The 14,864-nt window shown below is 62.2% G+C and carries 14 protein-coding genes and 1 pseudogene (1 of these 15 cut by a window edge); 10 read left to right on the top strand and 5 right to left on the bottom strand.

Annotated elements, in window-relative coordinates; all coding sequences use genetic code 11:
* Together LMH93_RS03260 and LMH93_RS03255 are read right to left on the bottom strand one after the other, a co-directional pair.
* Positions 1 to 1,391 carry the 5' portion of a CoA-acylating methylmalonate-semialdehyde dehydrogenase gene (locus LMH93_RS03260; RefSeq protein ID WP_003255276.1) on the bottom strand. It extends 103 nt beyond the left edge of the window, so the window shows 1,391 of its 1,494 coding nt (coding positions 1–1,391); its start codon is at positions 1,389 to 1,391; its stop codon lies off the left edge, out of view.
* 73 nt (positions 1,392 to 1,464) lie between these two features.
* The gene (locus tag LMH93_RS03255) at positions 1,465 to 2,811 is read right to left on the bottom strand and encodes an aspartate aminotransferase family protein (RefSeq protein WP_004576992.1); all 1,347 of its coding nucleotides are present in this window, start codon (positions 2,809 to 2,811) and stop codon (positions 1,465 to 1,467) included.
* A 115-nt stretch (positions 2,812 to 2,926) separates the two neighbouring features.
* Here LMH93_RS03255 and LMH93_RS03250 point away from each other — a divergent pair, with 115 nt between their 5' ends.
* The 5 genes from LMH93_RS03250 to LMH93_RS03230 all read left to right on the top strand — a co-directional run bounded on the left by LMH93_RS03250 (position 2,927) and on the right by LMH93_RS03230 (position 7,282).
* Entirely contained in the window at positions 2,927 to 3,847 is a 921-nt protein-coding gene (locus LMH93_RS03250) for a LysR family transcriptional regulator (RefSeq protein WP_029380767.1), read from the top strand.
* 90 nt (positions 3,848 to 3,937) lie between these two features.
* Positions 3,938 to 4,600: a TetR/AcrR family transcriptional regulator gene (locus LMH93_RS03245; RefSeq protein ID WP_230064828.1), complete on the top strand. Its 663-nt coding sequence runs from the start codon at positions 3,938 to 3,940 to the stop codon at positions 4,598 to 4,600.
* A 9-nt stretch (positions 4,601 to 4,609) separates the two neighbouring features.
* Positions 4,610 to 5,194 carry an IMPACT family protein gene (locus LMH93_RS03240; protein ID WP_185279750.1) on the top strand — a complete coding sequence of 195 codons (585 nt, stop codon included), beginning with the start codon at positions 4,610 to 4,612 and terminating at the stop codon, positions 5,192 to 5,194.
* A gap of 368 nt (positions 5,195 to 5,562) precedes the next feature.
* The gene (locus tag LMH93_RS03235) at positions 5,563 to 6,249 is read left to right on the top strand and encodes an SDR family oxidoreductase (RefSeq protein WP_003255281.1); all 687 of its coding nucleotides are present in this window, start codon (positions 5,563 to 5,565) and stop codon (positions 6,247 to 6,249) included.
* 85 nt (positions 6,250 to 6,334) lie between these two features.
* Positions 6,335 to 7,282 carry an adenosine deaminase gene (locus LMH93_RS03230; RefSeq protein WP_003255282.1) on the top strand — a complete coding sequence of 316 codons (948 nt, stop codon included), beginning with the start codon at positions 6,335 to 6,337 and terminating at the stop codon, positions 7,280 to 7,282.
* 20 nt (positions 7,283 to 7,302) lie between these two features.
* Here the strand turns inward: LMH93_RS03230 and LMH93_RS03225 are convergent, their stop codons facing one another.
* Positions 7,303 to 8,016 carry an ArsR/SmtB family transcription factor gene (locus LMH93_RS03225; protein WP_004576993.1) on the bottom strand — a complete coding sequence of 238 codons (714 nt, stop codon included), beginning with the start codon at positions 8,014 to 8,016 and terminating at the stop codon, positions 7,303 to 7,305.
* Positions 8,017 to 8,505: 489 nt separating this feature from the next.
* Here LMH93_RS03225 and LMH93_RS03220 point away from each other — a divergent pair, with 489 nt between their 5' ends.
* The gene (locus LMH93_RS03220; protein ID WP_003255284.1) at positions 8,506 to 8,703 is read left to right on the top strand and encodes a hypothetical protein; all 198 of its coding nucleotides are present in this window, start codon (positions 8,506 to 8,508) and stop codon (positions 8,701 to 8,703) included.
* Here LMH93_RS03220 and LMH93_RS03215 read toward each other — a convergent pair.
* Both LMH93_RS03215 and LMH93_RS03210 read right to left on the bottom strand, forming a co-directional pair.
* Positions 8,654 to 9,835 (bottom strand): multidrug effflux MFS transporter, encoded by a 1,182-nt coding sequence (locus tag LMH93_RS03215; RefSeq protein ID WP_230064827.1) that lies wholly within the window; start codon positions 9,833 to 9,835, stop codon positions 8,654 to 8,656. The genes LMH93_RS03220 and LMH93_RS03215 overlap by 50 nt on opposite strands.
* A 107-nt stretch (positions 9,836 to 9,942) precedes the next feature.
* Positions 9,943 to 10,140, bottom strand: coding sequence for a heavy-metal-associated domain-containing protein (locus LMH93_RS03210; RefSeq protein ID WP_230064826.1), 198 nt, complete (start codon positions 10,138 to 10,140; stop codon positions 9,943 to 9,945).
* 145 nt (positions 10,141 to 10,285) lie between these two features.
* On the opposite strand from LMH93_RS03210, the gene LMH93_RS03205 reads away from it, so the two are divergent.
* The 4 genes and pseudogenes from LMH93_RS03205 to LMH93_RS29770 form a co-directional block, all read left to right on the top strand.
* The gene (locus LMH93_RS03205) at positions 10,286 to 10,672 is read left to right on the top strand and encodes a hypothetical protein (protein WP_003255287.1); all 387 of its coding nucleotides are present in this window, start codon (positions 10,286 to 10,288) and stop codon (positions 10,670 to 10,672) included.
* 52 nt (positions 10,673 to 10,724) lie between these two features.
* The gene (locus LMH93_RS03200) at positions 10,725 to 13,124 is read left to right on the top strand and encodes a heavy metal translocating P-type ATPase (RefSeq protein ID WP_230064825.1); all 2,400 of its coding nucleotides are present in this window, start codon (positions 10,725 to 10,727) and stop codon (positions 13,122 to 13,124) included.
* Entirely contained in the window at positions 13,121 to 13,531 is a 411-nt protein-coding gene (gene cueR, locus LMH93_RS03195) for a Cu(I)-responsive transcriptional regulator (RefSeq protein ID WP_004576995.1), read from the top strand. Before LMH93_RS03200 ends, cueR begins: the two co-directional genes overlap by 4 nt.
* 167 nt (positions 13,532 to 13,698) lie before the next feature.
* Positions 13,699 to 14,784: pseudogene (locus LMH93_RS29770) on the top strand (HAMP domain-containing protein); the annotation flags it as partial.
* Positions 14,785 to 14,864: the final 80 nt, after the last annotated feature.

Here is a 14,864-nt window from a genome sequence, read left to right as displayed (position 1 = left end):
CCATAGGCATGCAGATCACCAAACAGCGAACGCTTCCAACCACCGAAGCTGTGGTAGGCCACCGGCACCGGCAGCGGTACGTTCACACCCACCATACCCACTTCGATCTCGTCACAGAACAGACGGGCCGCTTCACCGTCACGCGTAAAGATGCAGGTGCCGTTGCCATACTCGTGATCGTTGATCAGCTGCATGGCCTGCTCCAGGCTATTCACACGGACCACGCACAGCACCGGGCCAAAAATCTCCTCTTTATAGATGCGCATCTCCGGGGTCACCTTGTCGAACAGGGTGCCACCCACAAAGTAGCCATCTTCATTACCCGCCACTCGGAAACCACGACCATCCACCACCAGCTTGGCGCCAGCAGCAACACCGTCATCGATGTAACCCACGACCTTGTCACGCGCTGCCGCAGTCACCAGCGGGCCCATGTCCAGGCCGCACGAGGTGCCGGCACCAATCTTCAGCGCCTTGATCTGTGGCTCCAGCTTGGCAATCAGGGCATCGGCCACTTGGTCGCCCACGCACACGGCGACCGAAATGGCCATGCAACGCTCGCCACACGAACCGTAAGCCGCGCCCATCAGTGCACTGACTGCGTTGTCCAGGTCGGCATCCGGCATCAGCACCGCGTGGTTCTTCGCGCCACCCAAGGCTTGTACACGCTTGCCACGCTTGGTGCCTTCGGCATAGATGTACTCGGCGATCGGGGTCGAGCCCACGAAGCTCAGTGCTTTGACTTCCGGCGCTTCGATCAGCGCATCCACCGCTTCCTTGTCACCGTGCACGACGTTGAGGATGCCCTTCGGCAGGCCGGCTTCCAGCAACAACTGGGCAATGTACAGGGTCGAGCTCGGGTCACGCTCGGAAGGCTTGAGGATGAATGCGTTGCCGCAGGCGATGGCCAGCGGGTACATCCACAGCGGCACCATGGCCGGGAAGTTGAATGGGGTGATACCGGCAACCACGCCCAGCGGCTGGAAGTCGGACCAGGCGTCGATGTTCGGACCGACGTTGCGACTGTACTCACCCTTCAGCACTTCAGGGGCTGCACACGCGAACTCGACGTTCTCGATACCACGCTTCAGTTCACCGGCGGCGTCTTCCAGGGTCTTGCCGTGCTCTTCGCTGATCATCTGCGAAATCTTGGCTTCGTTCTGCTCCAGCAGTTGCTTGAAGCGGAACATCACCTGGGCGCGCTTGGCCGGAGGGGTGTTGCGCCAGGCCGGGAAGGCTGCCTTGGCCGAGTCGATCGCTTCCTGCACGGTTGCGCGGCTGGCCAGTTCGACCTTGCGAACGGCCTGGCCAGTGGACGGGTTGAAGACATCGGCGGTGCGCTCACCCTTGGTAACCAGTTCGCCGTGAATCAGGTGCTGAACAATGCTCATGCAAAACTCCAGATAAACAAAGGAGAGCCAGGCACGCGCTGCGGGCATGCGCCTGGCATCAAAATCGGAAAGATCAGTCGATCAGGTTCAGGGTTTCGCCTACAGCATCGAACAGGCGGTCCAATTCCTGCGGCTTGGTATTGAAGGTTGGGCCGAACTGCAGGGTGTCGCCACCAAAGCGTACATAGAAGCCGGCTTTCCACAGCTTCATGGCCGCTTCATATGGGCGAACGATGGCATCACCGTCACGGGCGGCGATCTGGATGGCGCCGGCCAGGCCGTAGTTACGGATATCGACGATATTCTTGGTGCCCTTCACGCCGTGCAGCAGCTTCTCGAAATGCGGCGCCAGTTCAGCCGCGGACTGCACCAGGTTTTCCTTCTGCAGCAGGTCCAGCGCGGCGAGACCGGCGGCACAGGCTACCGGGTGTGCCGAGTAGGTGTAGCCGTGTGGGAATTCCACGGCGTATTCCGGGGTCGGCTGATTCATGAAGGTCTGGTAGATCTCGCTGCTGGCAATCACTGCGCCCATCGGGATGGCGCCGTTGGTCACCTGCTTGGCGATGCACATCAGGTCCGGGGTAACGCCGAAGGCTTCCGAGCCGGTCATCGCGCCCATGCGGCCGAAGCCTGTGATCACTTCGTCGAAGATCAGCAGAATGTTGTGCTGGGTGCAGATTTCACGCAGACGCTTCAGGTAACCCTTCGGCGGCGGCAGCACACCGGCCGAACCGGCCAGCGGCTCGACGATGACTGCTGCGATGTTGGAGGCATCGTGCAGCTCGATCAGCTTGAGCATTTCGTCAGCCAGCGCGATACCGCCCTCTTCCGGCATGCCTTTGGAGAAGGCGTTCACTGGCAACACGGTGTGAGGCAAGTGGTCGACGTCCAGCAGCTGACCAAACATCTTGCGGTTACCGTTGACGCCACCCAGGCTGGTACCGGCGATGTTCACGCCATGGTAACCACGGGCACGGCCGATGATCTTGGTCTTGGTTGCCTGGCCTTTCAGGCGCCAGTAGGCACGCACCATCTTCAGCGCGGTATCGGCGCACTCGGAACCGGAGTTGGTATAGAAGACGTGATTCAGATTGCCCGGAACCAGCTCGGCGATCTTTTCAGCCAGCTGGAACGACAGCGGGTGGCCGAACTGGAACGCTGGGGAGTAGTCCAGCGTACTCAGTTGGCGGGTCACCGCGTCAGCGATTTCCTTGCGAGTGTGCCCTGCGCCGCAGGTCCACAGGCCAGACAGGGCGTCGAAGATCTTGCGCCCGTGGTCATCGACCAGGTAGTTGCCTTCGGCCGCCACGATCAGGCGTGGGTCGCGCTGGAAGTTGCGGTTGGCGGTATAGGGCATCCAGTGGGCGTCCAGCTTGAGCTGGCTGGCGATACCCGTGGGGGCGGTTTCGGGCATGTTCATCGGCGGTTCCTCGGAAGACGATTAGGCAACGATGGATGTTGTTGCAGCTAAGTTGGCACGGCGATAGAGTCTGAAAAAGCCTACATTTCTAACCTTCAGGCAGGCCGAGACTAAACTGATGAGCCGAAGACCCGATCCACTCGCCCAAGTCAGCGATTTCGACATCCGCCTGCTGAAGATCTATCGCAGCGTCGTCGAGTGCGGTGGCTTCTCCGCTGCCGAAAACGTACTGGGCATTGGTCGCTCGGCCATCAGCCAGCAGATGAACGACCTCGAACAACGCCTCGGCCTGCGCCTGTGTCAGCGCGGCCGCGCCGGTTTCTCGCTGACGGAGGAAGGCCGCGAGGTCTACCATTCAGCCCTGCAACTGCTCAGCGCGCTGGAAACCTTCCGCACCGAGGTCAATGGCCTGCACCAGCATTTGCGCGGCGAGCTGAACATTGGCCTGACCGACAACCTGGTGACCCTGCCGCACATGCGTATCACCCATGCCCTGGCGGAACTCAAGGACCGCGGCCCTGATGTACGCATCCAGATCCGTATGATCGCCCCCAGCCAGGTCGAGCACGGCGTGCTCGACGGCAGCCTGCACGTTGGCGTCGTCCCACAGACCAGCCCGCTATCGGGGCTTGAGTACCAACCGCTGTACAGCGAACGCTCGCTGCTGTACTGCGCAGTCGGCCACCCGCTGTTCTACGCCGACGACCAGCAGATAGACGACGAACGCCTCAACAGCCAGGAAGCCATCACCCCCACCTTCCGCCTGCCGGCCGACATCCAGGCGCACTACCAGGCGCTGAATTGCACAGCCAGTGCTTCTGACCGCGAGGGCATGGCGTTTCTCATCCTCACCGGGCGTTACATTGGCTATCTGCCCGACCACTACGCCATGTTCTGGGTACAGCAAGGCCGTTTGCGTGCGCTCAAGCCCAAGGAGCGCTTTTATGACCTGAGCCTGAGCTGGGTTACCCGCAAAGGCCGGCGCCCCAACCTGGTGTTGGAAAGCTTCCTCGAAAGCCTGGCTGCGACACGTTGATGCCAGTCTGTGCCGCAAACGCTTGTCACTTCGGCACAGGCAGGTAATCTTGTCCCACAGCCGCAGCCACTGCCCCGTACGGAATCGTCCATGACCCTAGAAGTCCCTGCGCATCGCCTCTCCGCCTCGGGCAAGCCCGCGGGCCGTATCCGCCAGAAGAACGAACAGGCCATTATCCAGGCCGCCGAAGATGAGTTCGCCCGCCATGGTTTCAAGGGCACCAGCATGAACACCATCGCCCTCAAGGCGGGGTTGCCCAAGGCTAACCTGCATTACTACTTCACCAACAAGCTGGGCCTGTACATCGCCGTGCTCAGCAACATCATCGAGTTGTGGGACAGCACCTTCAACGCCTTGAGCGTCGATGACGACCCCGGTGAAGCCCTGAGCCAGTACATCCGCACCAAAATGGAGTTCTCCCGGCGCAACCCGCAAGCTTCGCGCATTTTCGCCATGGAAGTGATCAGCGGTGGCACCTGCCTGACCGAATACTTCAGTGCCGATTACCGCGAATGGTTCCGCGGCCGTGCTGCGGTATTCCAGGCCTGGATCGAAGCAGGCAAAATGGACCCGGTCGACCCGGTGCACCTGATCTTCCTGCTCTGGGGCAGCACCCAGCACTATGCCGACTTCGCCACCCAGATCTGCCAGGTGACTGGCCGCAGCCGCCTGACCAAGCAGGACATGGAAGACGCGAGCAACAACCTTATCCACATCATTTTGAAGGGCTGCGGCATCAAGCCGTCTGCCTGACTGTCCTTTATGCCTTCTACCCTGCTCGACCTCTGCGAATACCGCGAGGAAATCCGCAAAAGCCGCTTCATCACCCTCGCCGGGCCGATCAGCAGCGCCGCCGAAGCGATGAGTTTCATCGAACGCCACAGCGACCTGGCCGCTACCCACAACTGCTGGGCCTGGAAACTCGGCGCGCAGTACCGCAGCAGTGACGACGGCGAACCCGGCGGCACTGCAGGGCGGCCGATACTGGCGGCCATTGAAGCGCAGGACTGCGACCAGGTGGTGGTGCTGGTGATCCGTTGGTACGGCGGCATCCAGCTGGGTACCGGCGGCCTGGCCAGGGCCTATGGCGGCGGCGCCAACAAGTGCCTGCAACAGGCGCCCAAGCGCCTACTGGTGCAGCGCAGCCACTTCAGCTGCAGTTGCAGTTTCAGCGAACTGGCGCTGGTGAAGTTGCGCCTGGCCGAGATTGACGGCCTGGTCCTGGATGAACAGTTCACCGCCAATGGTGTGGACCTGGTGGTTGCTCTCGGTGACGCCCACCTGGCGCCATTGCAACAGCAACTGGCGGACCTGAGCCGCGGGCGTATTTTGCTCGAAGCACGCTGAACATTGCCCACAACAACTGTGGGCCTGCCTGTGGATAAGCTTGGGGCACTCTCTTGCAGGCTAGTGATTTCGAGGCCCCCAGAGCTTTGATCATATTTTGATCACTATTTGATGACAGTCGTAAACTGCTGAATGTGCGCGACTTATCCCCAGCGAACCGCCCATCCAAGCCGCACCCCGCTTGCTCACCTTGCACACAATAACTGTGGACCAGCTTGTGGATAACCCGTGCGCCAACAGGCGAAGCGCCCGGCCCCGCAAGGCCCAGACAAAACTGACCATTTTTTAACCAGACGCAAACCAGGCACGCGTATTCGCCGTGACGTATGCTCAATTCCTTTCTCCTACACCGATAAAGGAATGTTCCTATGGCCAATTCAAGAACTGCCCTCATCATCGGCGCCTCGCGCGGGCTTGGCCTGGGCTTGGTACAACGCCTGCACGAAGACGGTTGGCACATCACTGCCACCGTCCGTAACCCGCAGCAGCCCGGCGCCCTGGCGAACGTGCCCGGCGTGCATATCGAGCAGCTGGAAATGAACGACACCGTTCAGCTCGACAGCCTGAAGCAACGCCTGCAAGGCCAGGTGTTCGACCTGATATTCGTCAACGCCGGAGTCATGGGCCCCCTGCCGCAAGACCTGGAGGCAGTCCACAACAGCGACATTGGCGATCTGTTCATGACCAACGCTGTGGCGCCGATACGCGTGGCTCGCCGCCTGGTGGGTCAAATACGCGAAGGCAGTGGTGTGCTGGCTTTCATGAGCTCGATCCTGGGAAGCGTCACCATCCCAGACGGTGGCGAAATCTGCCTGTACAAGGCCAGCAAGGCGGCACTGAACTCGATGATCAACAGCTTCTTCGTTGAGCAGCAGCGCCCGGACCTGTGCGTGCTGGCCATGCACCCGGGCTGGGTGAAAACTGACATGGGTGGCGAAAACGCCGAAATCGATGTGCTCACCAGCACCCGCGGCATGATCGAACAGATCAAGGCCCAAAGCGGCAAGGGCGGCCTGCGTTTCATCAACTACAAGGGCGAACCCTTGGTCTGGTGATTCACCAGGTCGCAGCCCGGCTGGGCGCATTGCCCAGCCAGCCCCTGTAGAATGGCCGCAACCGTACCTGATTGAGATGACCACTATGTATGACTGGTTGAACGCCCTGCCCAAGGCCGAACTGCACCTGCACCTGGAAGGCTCACTGGAGCCCGAGTTGCTGTTCGCCCTGGCCGAGCGCAACAAGATCGCCTTGCCCTGGGCCGATGTGGAGACCTTGCGCGGTGCCTATGCCTTCAACAACCTGCAGGAGTTCCTCGACCTGTATTACCAGGGCGCAGATGTGCTGCGCACCGAGCAGGACTTCTACGACCTGACCTGGGCCTACCTGCAACGCTGCAAGGCCCAGAACGTGATCCACACCGAACCCTTCTTCGACCCGCAGACCCACACCGACCGCGGCATTGCTTTCGAAGTGGTGCTCAACGGCATCAGCCAGGCGCTCAAGGATGGCCGCGAACAACTGGGCATCAGCAGCGGCCTGATCCTCAGCTTCCTGCGCCACCTCAGCGAGGATGAAGCGCACAAGACCCTCGATCAGGCCTTGCCGTTCCGCGATGCGTTCATTGCCGTAGGCCTGGACAGCTCGGAGATGGGCCACCCGCCCAGCAAGTTCCAGCGGGTGTTCGACCGCGCCCGTAGCGAAGGCTTCGTCGCCGTTGCCCATGCTGGCGAAGAAGGCCCGCCCGAGTACATCTGGGAAGCCCTCGACCTGCTGAAGATCAAACGTATCGACCATGGCGTGCGCGCCATCGAGGACGAGCGCCTGATGCAGCGCATCATCGACGAGCAGATCCCGCTCACGGTGTGCCCGCTGTCCAACACCAAGCTCTGCGTGTTCGACCACATGAGCCAGCACAACATCCTCGACATGCTCGAGCGTGGTGTGAAAGTCACGGTCAACTCGGACGACCCGGCCTACTTCGGTGGCTACGTCACGGAGAACTTCCACGCTCTGCATACCCACTTGGGCATGACCGAAGACCAGGCTCGTCGCCTGGCGCAGAACAGCCTGGACGCACGGCTGGTTTGAGTAGCATGACGACGTTGCGCTCAACCGACCTGCAACGTCGCCACGCGGGCTATGCGATTGATCTGCTGGATACCCAGCGCCGAAATATGCAGTGCCCGTGAGTCCTCTATCTCGCGCATCCAGCCAGATTGCAGGAACAACCTGAACAAGGCCTGACCCAGTACGCCACCCAGATGCGGGCCTTGGTCATTCCATTCGGTGCAGCGGCAGATCACGCAACCTCGTTGCTGGTGTGGCGCCAGGGCATCGATGTACACCCCGACCAAGGCCAACTGCGCCCGCCCCTCGTCACTGACCCTCAAGTGCCGTCCGCTGCCTTCCAACCAGCCAGCCACCACCATGCGATGGTACAGCTCACTGGCCAACTCCCCACCCAGGTGATCGCCACAACGGCGCGCCCGGCGCATCGACAGCGGCAGCGACGATACCGGCGCTTCGGCACGCTCTCCCCTGGCGCTTTCCAGCTGTACGCTGGCCAAGGCCTCTACCGCCGCTCCGACCTGCGGGGTAGCCAGGCAGAAGTAACGTTTGCGGCCCCTGGCTTCATGCCTGAGCAAACCGGCCGACGACAGCAGCGAAAGGTGTGCGCAGGCTGACGATGAAGTCAGGCCAGTCATTATCGCGAGCTCATTGGCCAACCGCGGTGTGCCATCGATCAATGCCCACAACATGGCACTGCGCTTGGGGTCGGCCATCAGGCTGGCGATCTGGCTGATACTGCTGGCTGCGTTCATGTCCTTGTAACTCCCTGCAAGTTCACTGTGGGGATGCGATGGCCAACCCTGCCAGGGAAGCGCCTCTCGCTGGCACTGGCCTGGCTCGCCAGTATAAGCCGCAGAAAACGCCGGTTCAGACGGCCAGGTGCCATCGTACTCATGACGAAAAACCACTGGGTATGCCTACCCATGGCAAGCAGCGAGGCGGCTTCGAAAACGCCCCGGCACCCAGTCAATCAAGGCACCGGTACGCCCACACAAACGCGCTGAAACATCTTGATGAAAACAAACTTGCAGCCATTTCAGATGTGGCCCACAGCAACCTTCCACAAATAGTGCGAAACAAAGCGAAGGTTCTGCGGGTTTGCAGGCATTGCGCCCAAAGTAGGAGACACCGCCAGAAAAATGCACACACTTACCGTCAGTCAGGACGCTGAAGCCGTGTCATGGCAGGCTGGCGGGCCAGCGCTACACTTGAGCGGCTCCCCTTCCTGGAGGTATGCAGCGATGAAAATTATCGTAAGTGCGTCGAGCCGAAACCCCGCCTGCCCTTGGCAAGTCCAGCTCGATCAGCATGTGGTCAGTTTCCGCAGCGAGGCTGAGGCGCGTGCCTTCGTCGCCACGCTGGAAACCCGGCTGCAGGCACCTCACCCGCTCATGCGGGAGCCTTGGCCTGCAAACGCCGGGTCAACAGCGCAACACTGACCACCAGCGCCCCGCACAGGCTGATCACGATTGCCATGGGTACCGCACTGCCATCATGCAGCAGCCCGACCAGCGCCGCAGCACCCGCAGCTACGCTGAACTGCACACAGCCCATCAGTGCCGAGGCGCTGCCGGCACGCGCGCCCTGTCCACTCATGGCGCAGGCCGAAGCATTGGGAATGATGCAACCAAGGCTGGCGATACAGATGAACAGCGGCACCAGTAGCGGCCACAGTTGCGCAGGGCGCAACGCCGCCACGCCCAGCAACACCAGGCCCGCAACCAGATACAGCCACACCGCACGGCCCAGCAGGAAGGCCGGCCCGCGTTTGGCCAGCAGGCGGGCGTTCACCTGCGCCACCAGAATAAAACCTGCGGCGTTGGTGCCGAACAGCCAACCGTAGTGCTCAGCGGGCACGCCATACAGTTTGATGAACACGAAAGGTGAACCGGCGATATAGGCAAACATGCCGGCAATGGCGATACCGCCGGTCAGGGCATGGCCGAGGAAAACCCGGTCAGCCAGCAGCCGCAGGTACTGGCGCAAGGCGCCAGACAGCGGTTGCCGGGGTATATGCTCGGGCAGGCTTTCCGGCAGGCCCAGGCTTACCGCCAGCAGGCAGCCGGCACTGAACAGGCTCAGCGCAAGGAAGATCGACTGCCAGCCGGCCAGGTTCACCAGCACCCCACCCAGCATCGGTGCCAGGATCGGCGCCAAGCCCATGACCAGCATCAGTTGCGAAAACACTTTGGCTGAAGCTACCGGGTCGCACTTGTCGCTGACGATGGCTCGCGAAAGCACCATGCCGGCACAACCACCCAGTGCCTGGATGAAACGCGCCACCACCAAGGCATCGAGGTTGGGGGCGTAGGCACAGGCCAGTGATGCCAAGGTGAACAGCGTAACGCCGAACATCAGCGGTTTGCGTCTGCCAAAGCGGTCGGCAACCGGCCCATAGGCCAACTGCCCGATAGACAGGCCCAGGAAGTAGGCGGCCAATGTGGCCTGGACGTGTTTTTCATCGGTGGCGAACGCTTGCGCCATGGCCGGGAAGGCTGGCAGGTAAAAGTCGATCGCCAAGGGCCCGAACGCACTGAGTGCGCCCAGGATGAGCACCATTCGCAGGTTCATCAGGAATCCATAGCAGGCTAAGCAAGTGACTGATTCTACCTGCTGTGGACCCTGTCAATGTGAAAACATTTGCAACACTGTTACCCCCGGTGGGAGCAATCAGGTCTTCAGGCGATTTCGGCCTGATACCCCTCATCGCGAATCGCAGTGAGAATCTGCTCCTGCGCCAACTCGCTCTGCACACGCACCTGTTTACCTGCCAGATCAACTTCCACCCTGGCTGCCGCATCCTGCTCCTGCACCGCGCGGGTCACGGCTTTCACGCAATGGCCGCAGGTCATGCCTTGTCCATTGAACACTTGCATGGGGGTTACCTCCTTCAGGTTTTTCACAAGTCTCAAGCTTGCCATGAGGGCAAGGTCAAGCCCTGCCTGCAACGCCCGGGGTGGAAATCCGCGTCCGCGTCGGCCAAGCTGCGCCTTTGACGATCAGGCAAGCAGGAGATTTTTCATGTTCAGGGCAGCATTGGGCGTCGTCGGGCTCTTGGGCGCGCTGGCTGTGGTGCCACCGGCATTCGCCGAGGGCAACTCGGCCTACAGCGTACTGATCATTTCCCGGGAGCGCCTGGAAGTGGCCACCAGTTGCGAAATCGGCGTATACCTCAACGACCAGCTTTCCGGGCGCGTTTTCCAGGAGCAGTCCACCTCGTTCAACCTGCCGCCTGGCCCGGTGGATGTGCGCCTGCGCCTGCTGCCTGGGCAAATGCCGGGTTGCGCCGCAGGTATAGAGGACCAGCGCAGCACGCGTTTGAATCTGCAGGCGGGCCAGATCAACAAATACCGCATCGCCATGGGGCAATATGGGCTGGAGTTGAAACGAGCCGACCTGGGCTATTGACCTTGCCTGCGTGGCAAGGTTGATGCTGGAGGCCTGTCCAAGGAGGAGAGCCATGCCCGCATCCACCACATACGACCTGCCGATCTCCGGCATGACCTGCGCCAGCTGTGCTGGCCGGGTCGAGCGCGCCCTGCGCAAGGTCACCGGCGCTGAACAGGTCAGCGTAAACCTCACCACTGAAAAAGCCCGGGTTGTAGCCCCGCCTGCCAGCCTGCCAGCCTTGGTCGAAGCCGTGCGCGAGGCCGGTTACGGGGTACCAACCCGCACCCTCGAACTGCAGATAGGCGGCATGACCTGCGCCAGTTGTGTCGGCCGAGTAGAGCGCGCCCTGGGCAAATTGGCCGGGGTCGAGTGGGTCAGCGTCAACTTGGCCAGCGAACGCGCGCACCTCGAAGTGCTTGCGGCCCTTGATGACAACCTGCTGATCGACGCTGTGCAAAAGGCAGGCTACAGCGCCAGCCTGCCGCAATCGACCAAGGACGACCAAAGCGCTGTCCAGCGCCGCCTGCGCAACGAGCGCCTGGCAGTCGGTGCAGCCTTGCTGTTGGCCCTGCCGCTGGTATTACCCATGCTGGTACAACCGTTCGGCTTGCACTGGATGCTACCCGCCTGGGCGCAGTTCCTGCTGGCCACACCCGTGCAGTTCATTCTCGGTGCCCGCTTCTACATTGCAGCCTGGAAGGCCGTGCGCGCCGGTGCCGGCAACATGGACCTGCTGGTGGCCCTGGGCACCAGCGCTGGCTATGGCCTGAGCCTGTACCAATGGGCACAGGCTCCCGCCGGTATGGCCCCGCACCTGTACTTCGAAGCCTCAGCCGTGGTGATTGCCCTGGTATTGCTGGGCAAGTACCTGGAAAGCCGCGCCAAACGCCAGACCGCCAGTGCCATCCGAGCCCTCGAAGCCCTGCGCCCGGAACGCGCCCTGCGCGTGGTCGACGGCGTGGAAGAGGACGTGGCCATCGCCCACTTGCGCTTGGGCGACCTGGTACTGGTCAAGCCCGGCGAACGCTTCCCGGTCGACGGCGTGGTCGAAGACGGCAGCAGCCATGCCGATGAGGCCCTGATCAGCGGCGAGAGCTTGCCAGTGCCCAAGCAGCCCGGCGACAGCGTCACCGGTGGCGCCATCAATGGTGAAGGCCGGCTGCTGGTGCGTACCCAGGCGCTGGGCACCGAGACCGTGCTGGCGCGCATCATCCGCCTGGTGGAAGACGCCCAGGCCGCCAAAGCACCGATCCAGAAGCTGGTCGACCGTGTCAGCCAGGTGTTCGTCCCGGCCGTGCTGGTACTGGCCCTGATCACCCTGATCGGCTGGTGGTTGGCTGGGGCACCGCTGGAAACCGCGCTGATCAACGCCGTCGCCGTGCTGGTCATCGCCTGCCCCTGCGCCCTCGGCCTGGCCACGCCCGCCGCGATCATGGCCGGTACCGGGGTCGCCGCCCGCCACGGCATCCTGATCAAGGATGCCGAAGCCCTGGAGCGTGCCCATGCGGTCAACCGCGTAGTGTTCGACAAAACCGGTACCCTCACCTCCGGCAGCCCGCGGGTGGTTCACAGTCAGGCGCTGGACGGCAACAGTGCCGACCTTCACCGCCTGGCCGGCGCCCTGCAGCGCGGGAGTGAACACCCGCTGGCCAAGGCGGTACTGGTGGCCTGTGCAGAGCAAGGGCTGGACGTGCCAACCGTTGCCGACAGCCAGTCACTGACCGGGCGCGGCATTGCCGGGCGCGTTGAAGGCCGTGAACTGGCGCTGGGCAACCGCCGACTGCTTGACGAAAGCGGTCTGCAGCCCGGCGATTTGGCCGCCCAGTCCCAGGCCTGGGAAGCGGAAGGGCGCACACTGTCGTGGCTGATCGAGCGCGGCGCGCAACCGAGAGTCGTGGGCCTGTTCGCCTTTGGTGACAGCCTCAAGCCTGGCGCCGCGCAGGCCATCGAAACCCTGCACGCCCAACACATCAGCAGCCACCTGCTGACCGGTGACAACCGTGGCAGCGCCAAAGTGGTTGCCGAGGCACTGGGCATCGACGATGTGCACGCCGAAGTGCTACCGGCCGACAAGGCCGCGACCGTGGCCGCGCTCAAGCAGGATGGGGTGGTCGCCATGGTTGGCGATGGCATCAACGATGCACCGGCGTTGGCCGCGGCCGACATCGGCATTGCCATGGGTGGCGGTACCGACGTGGCCATGCAGGCCGCCGGCATCACCCTGATGCGTGGCGACCCGCGCCTGGTGCCCGCCGCGCTGGAAATCAGCCGCAAGACCTACGCGAAGATCCGCCAGAACCTGTTCTGGGCCTTCATCTACAACCTGATCGGCATTCCGCTCGCCGCGCTGGGTTACCTCAACCCGGTACTGGCAGGAGCTGCCATGGCCCTGTCCAGTGTCAGCGTCGTCAGCAATGCACTGTGGCTTAAAACGTGGAAACCCACCAGCAGCACCCAGGAGGCGCAATGAATATCGGCCAGGCCGCCCGCCGCAGCGGGCTCAGCACCAAGATGATCCGTTACTACGAGTCCATCGGCCTGCTCAAACCCGCCACTCGCAGCGACAGCGGCTACCGCCTGTACCAGGCGCAAGACTTGCACAACCTGGCCTTCATCAAACGCTCCCGCGACCTGGGCTTTTCCCTCGAAGAGGTCGGCAAGTTGCTGACCTTGTGGCAGGACCGCCAACGTGCCAGCGCCGATGTGAAGGCGCTGGCCATGCACCACATCGATGAACTGAACCGGCGCATCGAGGAGCTGGTGAGCCTGCGCGACACCCTCGGCGAGCTGGTTTCGCACTGCCAGGGTGACGACCGTCCGGACTGCCCGATCCTCAAAGACCTGGCCAATGGCGCTGCGGGCAGCTGCTGTCACTGAGCTGCCACGCGCCTTTGGCATGCCATAAATGTCCAAACACGACCGAATAGTCACCAACCACGACTTTATCCAATAAATACGGGCGTTTTGGCTTCATAAAACCCGGATGCTGCCGATGCAGTTGCTACCTGCCTCGTGTGTCGAAAACAAAAATTCCGGGAGCGTCGATGAGCATCAAACAGAAACTGACCTGGGCATTCGCGGTCATCGCCGGCTTGCCCATCGTTCTCGTGGCCACCCTGGTGGTCATCAACCTGCGCGGCGAAGCCCGCGACGGATTCCTCGACAGCAGCAGCCGGGAAATCCGCCAGGTCAGCAACGCGATGAACATCTTCTTCCAGGGGATCAACCAGAACGTCGAGTACATGGCTTCCCAGCCAATGGTTGCCGCCACGGGCAGCGAGCTGAACAAGTACATGAGCGCAACCCCGTCCTACGAACTGGGCGAGCAGGCCAGCAAAATTCTCGACTTCATGACTCGCCTGGCCAACTCACACCCCGCCTACGCCTACCTGTCCTACGGGGTGAATGACGGCGGCTACACTGGCTGGCCGGCCGGCCAGAAGTTTGTCAATTATGACCCACGCACGCGCCCCTGGTACCAACTTGCCATGGCCAACCCTGGCAAGACGATGCGTACCGGCGCCTACTACTGGGCCGCCGACGATGCGGTGCTGGTCAGCACCGTGCGCACCGTGGCCAACCAGCTGGGCAACCCCGGCGGCGTGGTCAACATCGACGTGTCGCTCAAGGGCCTGACCGAAATCGTCAAGCAGATCAAACTGGGCGAAAGCGGCTACCTGATGCTGGTGGAAAGCAACGGCAACGTGATGGTCGACCCGCGCGACGCCGCCCACAACTTCAAGCAGCTGGGAAGCTTTGGCGACGGTTACGCCAAGCTGGCCAAAGCCGGCAAAGGCCTGGTCGAGGTCGAACTCAATGGCGTGCACTACATGGCCAACGTCTACCCCGATCAGCAGCTGGGCTGGACCTTCATCGGCCTGATCGAACAAAGCGAAGTGATGCAGACCACCACCCGGCTCACCTGGCTGATCGGTGTCATCGCTGTGGTGTTGGCCTCGCTGTTCGCGGTGGTCGGTGCGGCCTTCGCCAAACTGATCGTGCGCCCGATCAACAGCGTCACCAACGGCCTGGAGGACATTGCCCAAGGTGAGGGTGACCTGACCCGCAACCTGGAAATCCGCGGCCGCGACGAAACCGCGCAACTGGCCAGCTGGTTCAACCAGTTCCTCGGTGCCATTCGCAGCCTGATCCAGCACATCGGTGCTGCCGCCAGCAAGATCCTCAGCACGTCCAGCAGCTCGACCCGCGT

The organism is Pseudomonas sp. CIP-10 (genome assembly GCF_020911845.1).
Lineage (GTDB): Bacteria > Pseudomonadota > Gammaproteobacteria > Pseudomonadales > Pseudomonadaceae > Aquipseudomonas > Aquipseudomonas alloputida.
This window is presented reverse-complemented; position numbering and strand designations above follow the sequence as displayed.

Coding starts and splice junctions, on each gene's coding strand:
- LMH93_RS03220 (WP_003255284.1), top strand. CDS start 8,506: ATGAAAATTATCGTAAGTGCGTCGAGCCGAAACCCCGCCTGCCCTTGG.
- LMH93_RS03240 (WP_185279750.1), top strand. CDS start 4,610: ATGCCTTCTACCCTGCTCGACCTCTGCGAATACCGCGAGGAAATCCGC.
- LMH93_RS03230 (WP_003255282.1), top strand. CDS start 6,335: ATGTATGACTGGTTGAACGCCCTGCCCAAGGCCGAACTGCACCTGCAC.
- LMH93_RS03210 (WP_230064826.1), bottom strand. CDS start 10,140: ATGCAAGTGTTCAATGGACAAGGCATGACCTGCGGCCATTGCGTGAAA.
- LMH93_RS03255 (WP_004576992.1), bottom strand. CDS start 2,811: ATGAACATGCCCGAAACCGCCCCCACGGGTATCGCCAGCCAGCTCAAG.
- LMH93_RS03200 (WP_230064825.1), top strand. CDS start 10,725: ATGCCCGCATCCACCACATACGACCTGCCGATCTCCGGCATGACCTGC.
- LMH93_RS03235 (WP_003255281.1), top strand. CDS start 5,563: ATGGCCAATTCAAGAACTGCCCTCATCATCGGCGCCTCGCGCGGGCTT.
- LMH93_RS03245 (WP_230064828.1), top strand. CDS start 3,938: ATGACCCTAGAAGTCCCTGCGCATCGCCTCTCCGCCTCGGGCAAGCCC.
- LMH93_RS03225 (WP_004576993.1), bottom strand. CDS start 8,016: ATGAACGCAGCCAGCAGTATCAGCCAGATCGCCAGCCTGATGGCCGAC.
- LMH93_RS03215 (WP_230064827.1), bottom strand. CDS start 9,835: ATGAACCTGCGAATGGTGCTCATCCTGGGCGCACTCAGTGCGTTCGGG.
- cueR (WP_004576995.1), top strand. CDS start 13,121: ATGAATATCGGCCAGGCCGCCCGCCGCAGCGGGCTCAGCACCAAGATG.
- LMH93_RS03205 (WP_003255287.1), top strand. CDS start 10,286: ATGTTCAGGGCAGCATTGGGCGTCGTCGGGCTCTTGGGCGCGCTGGCT.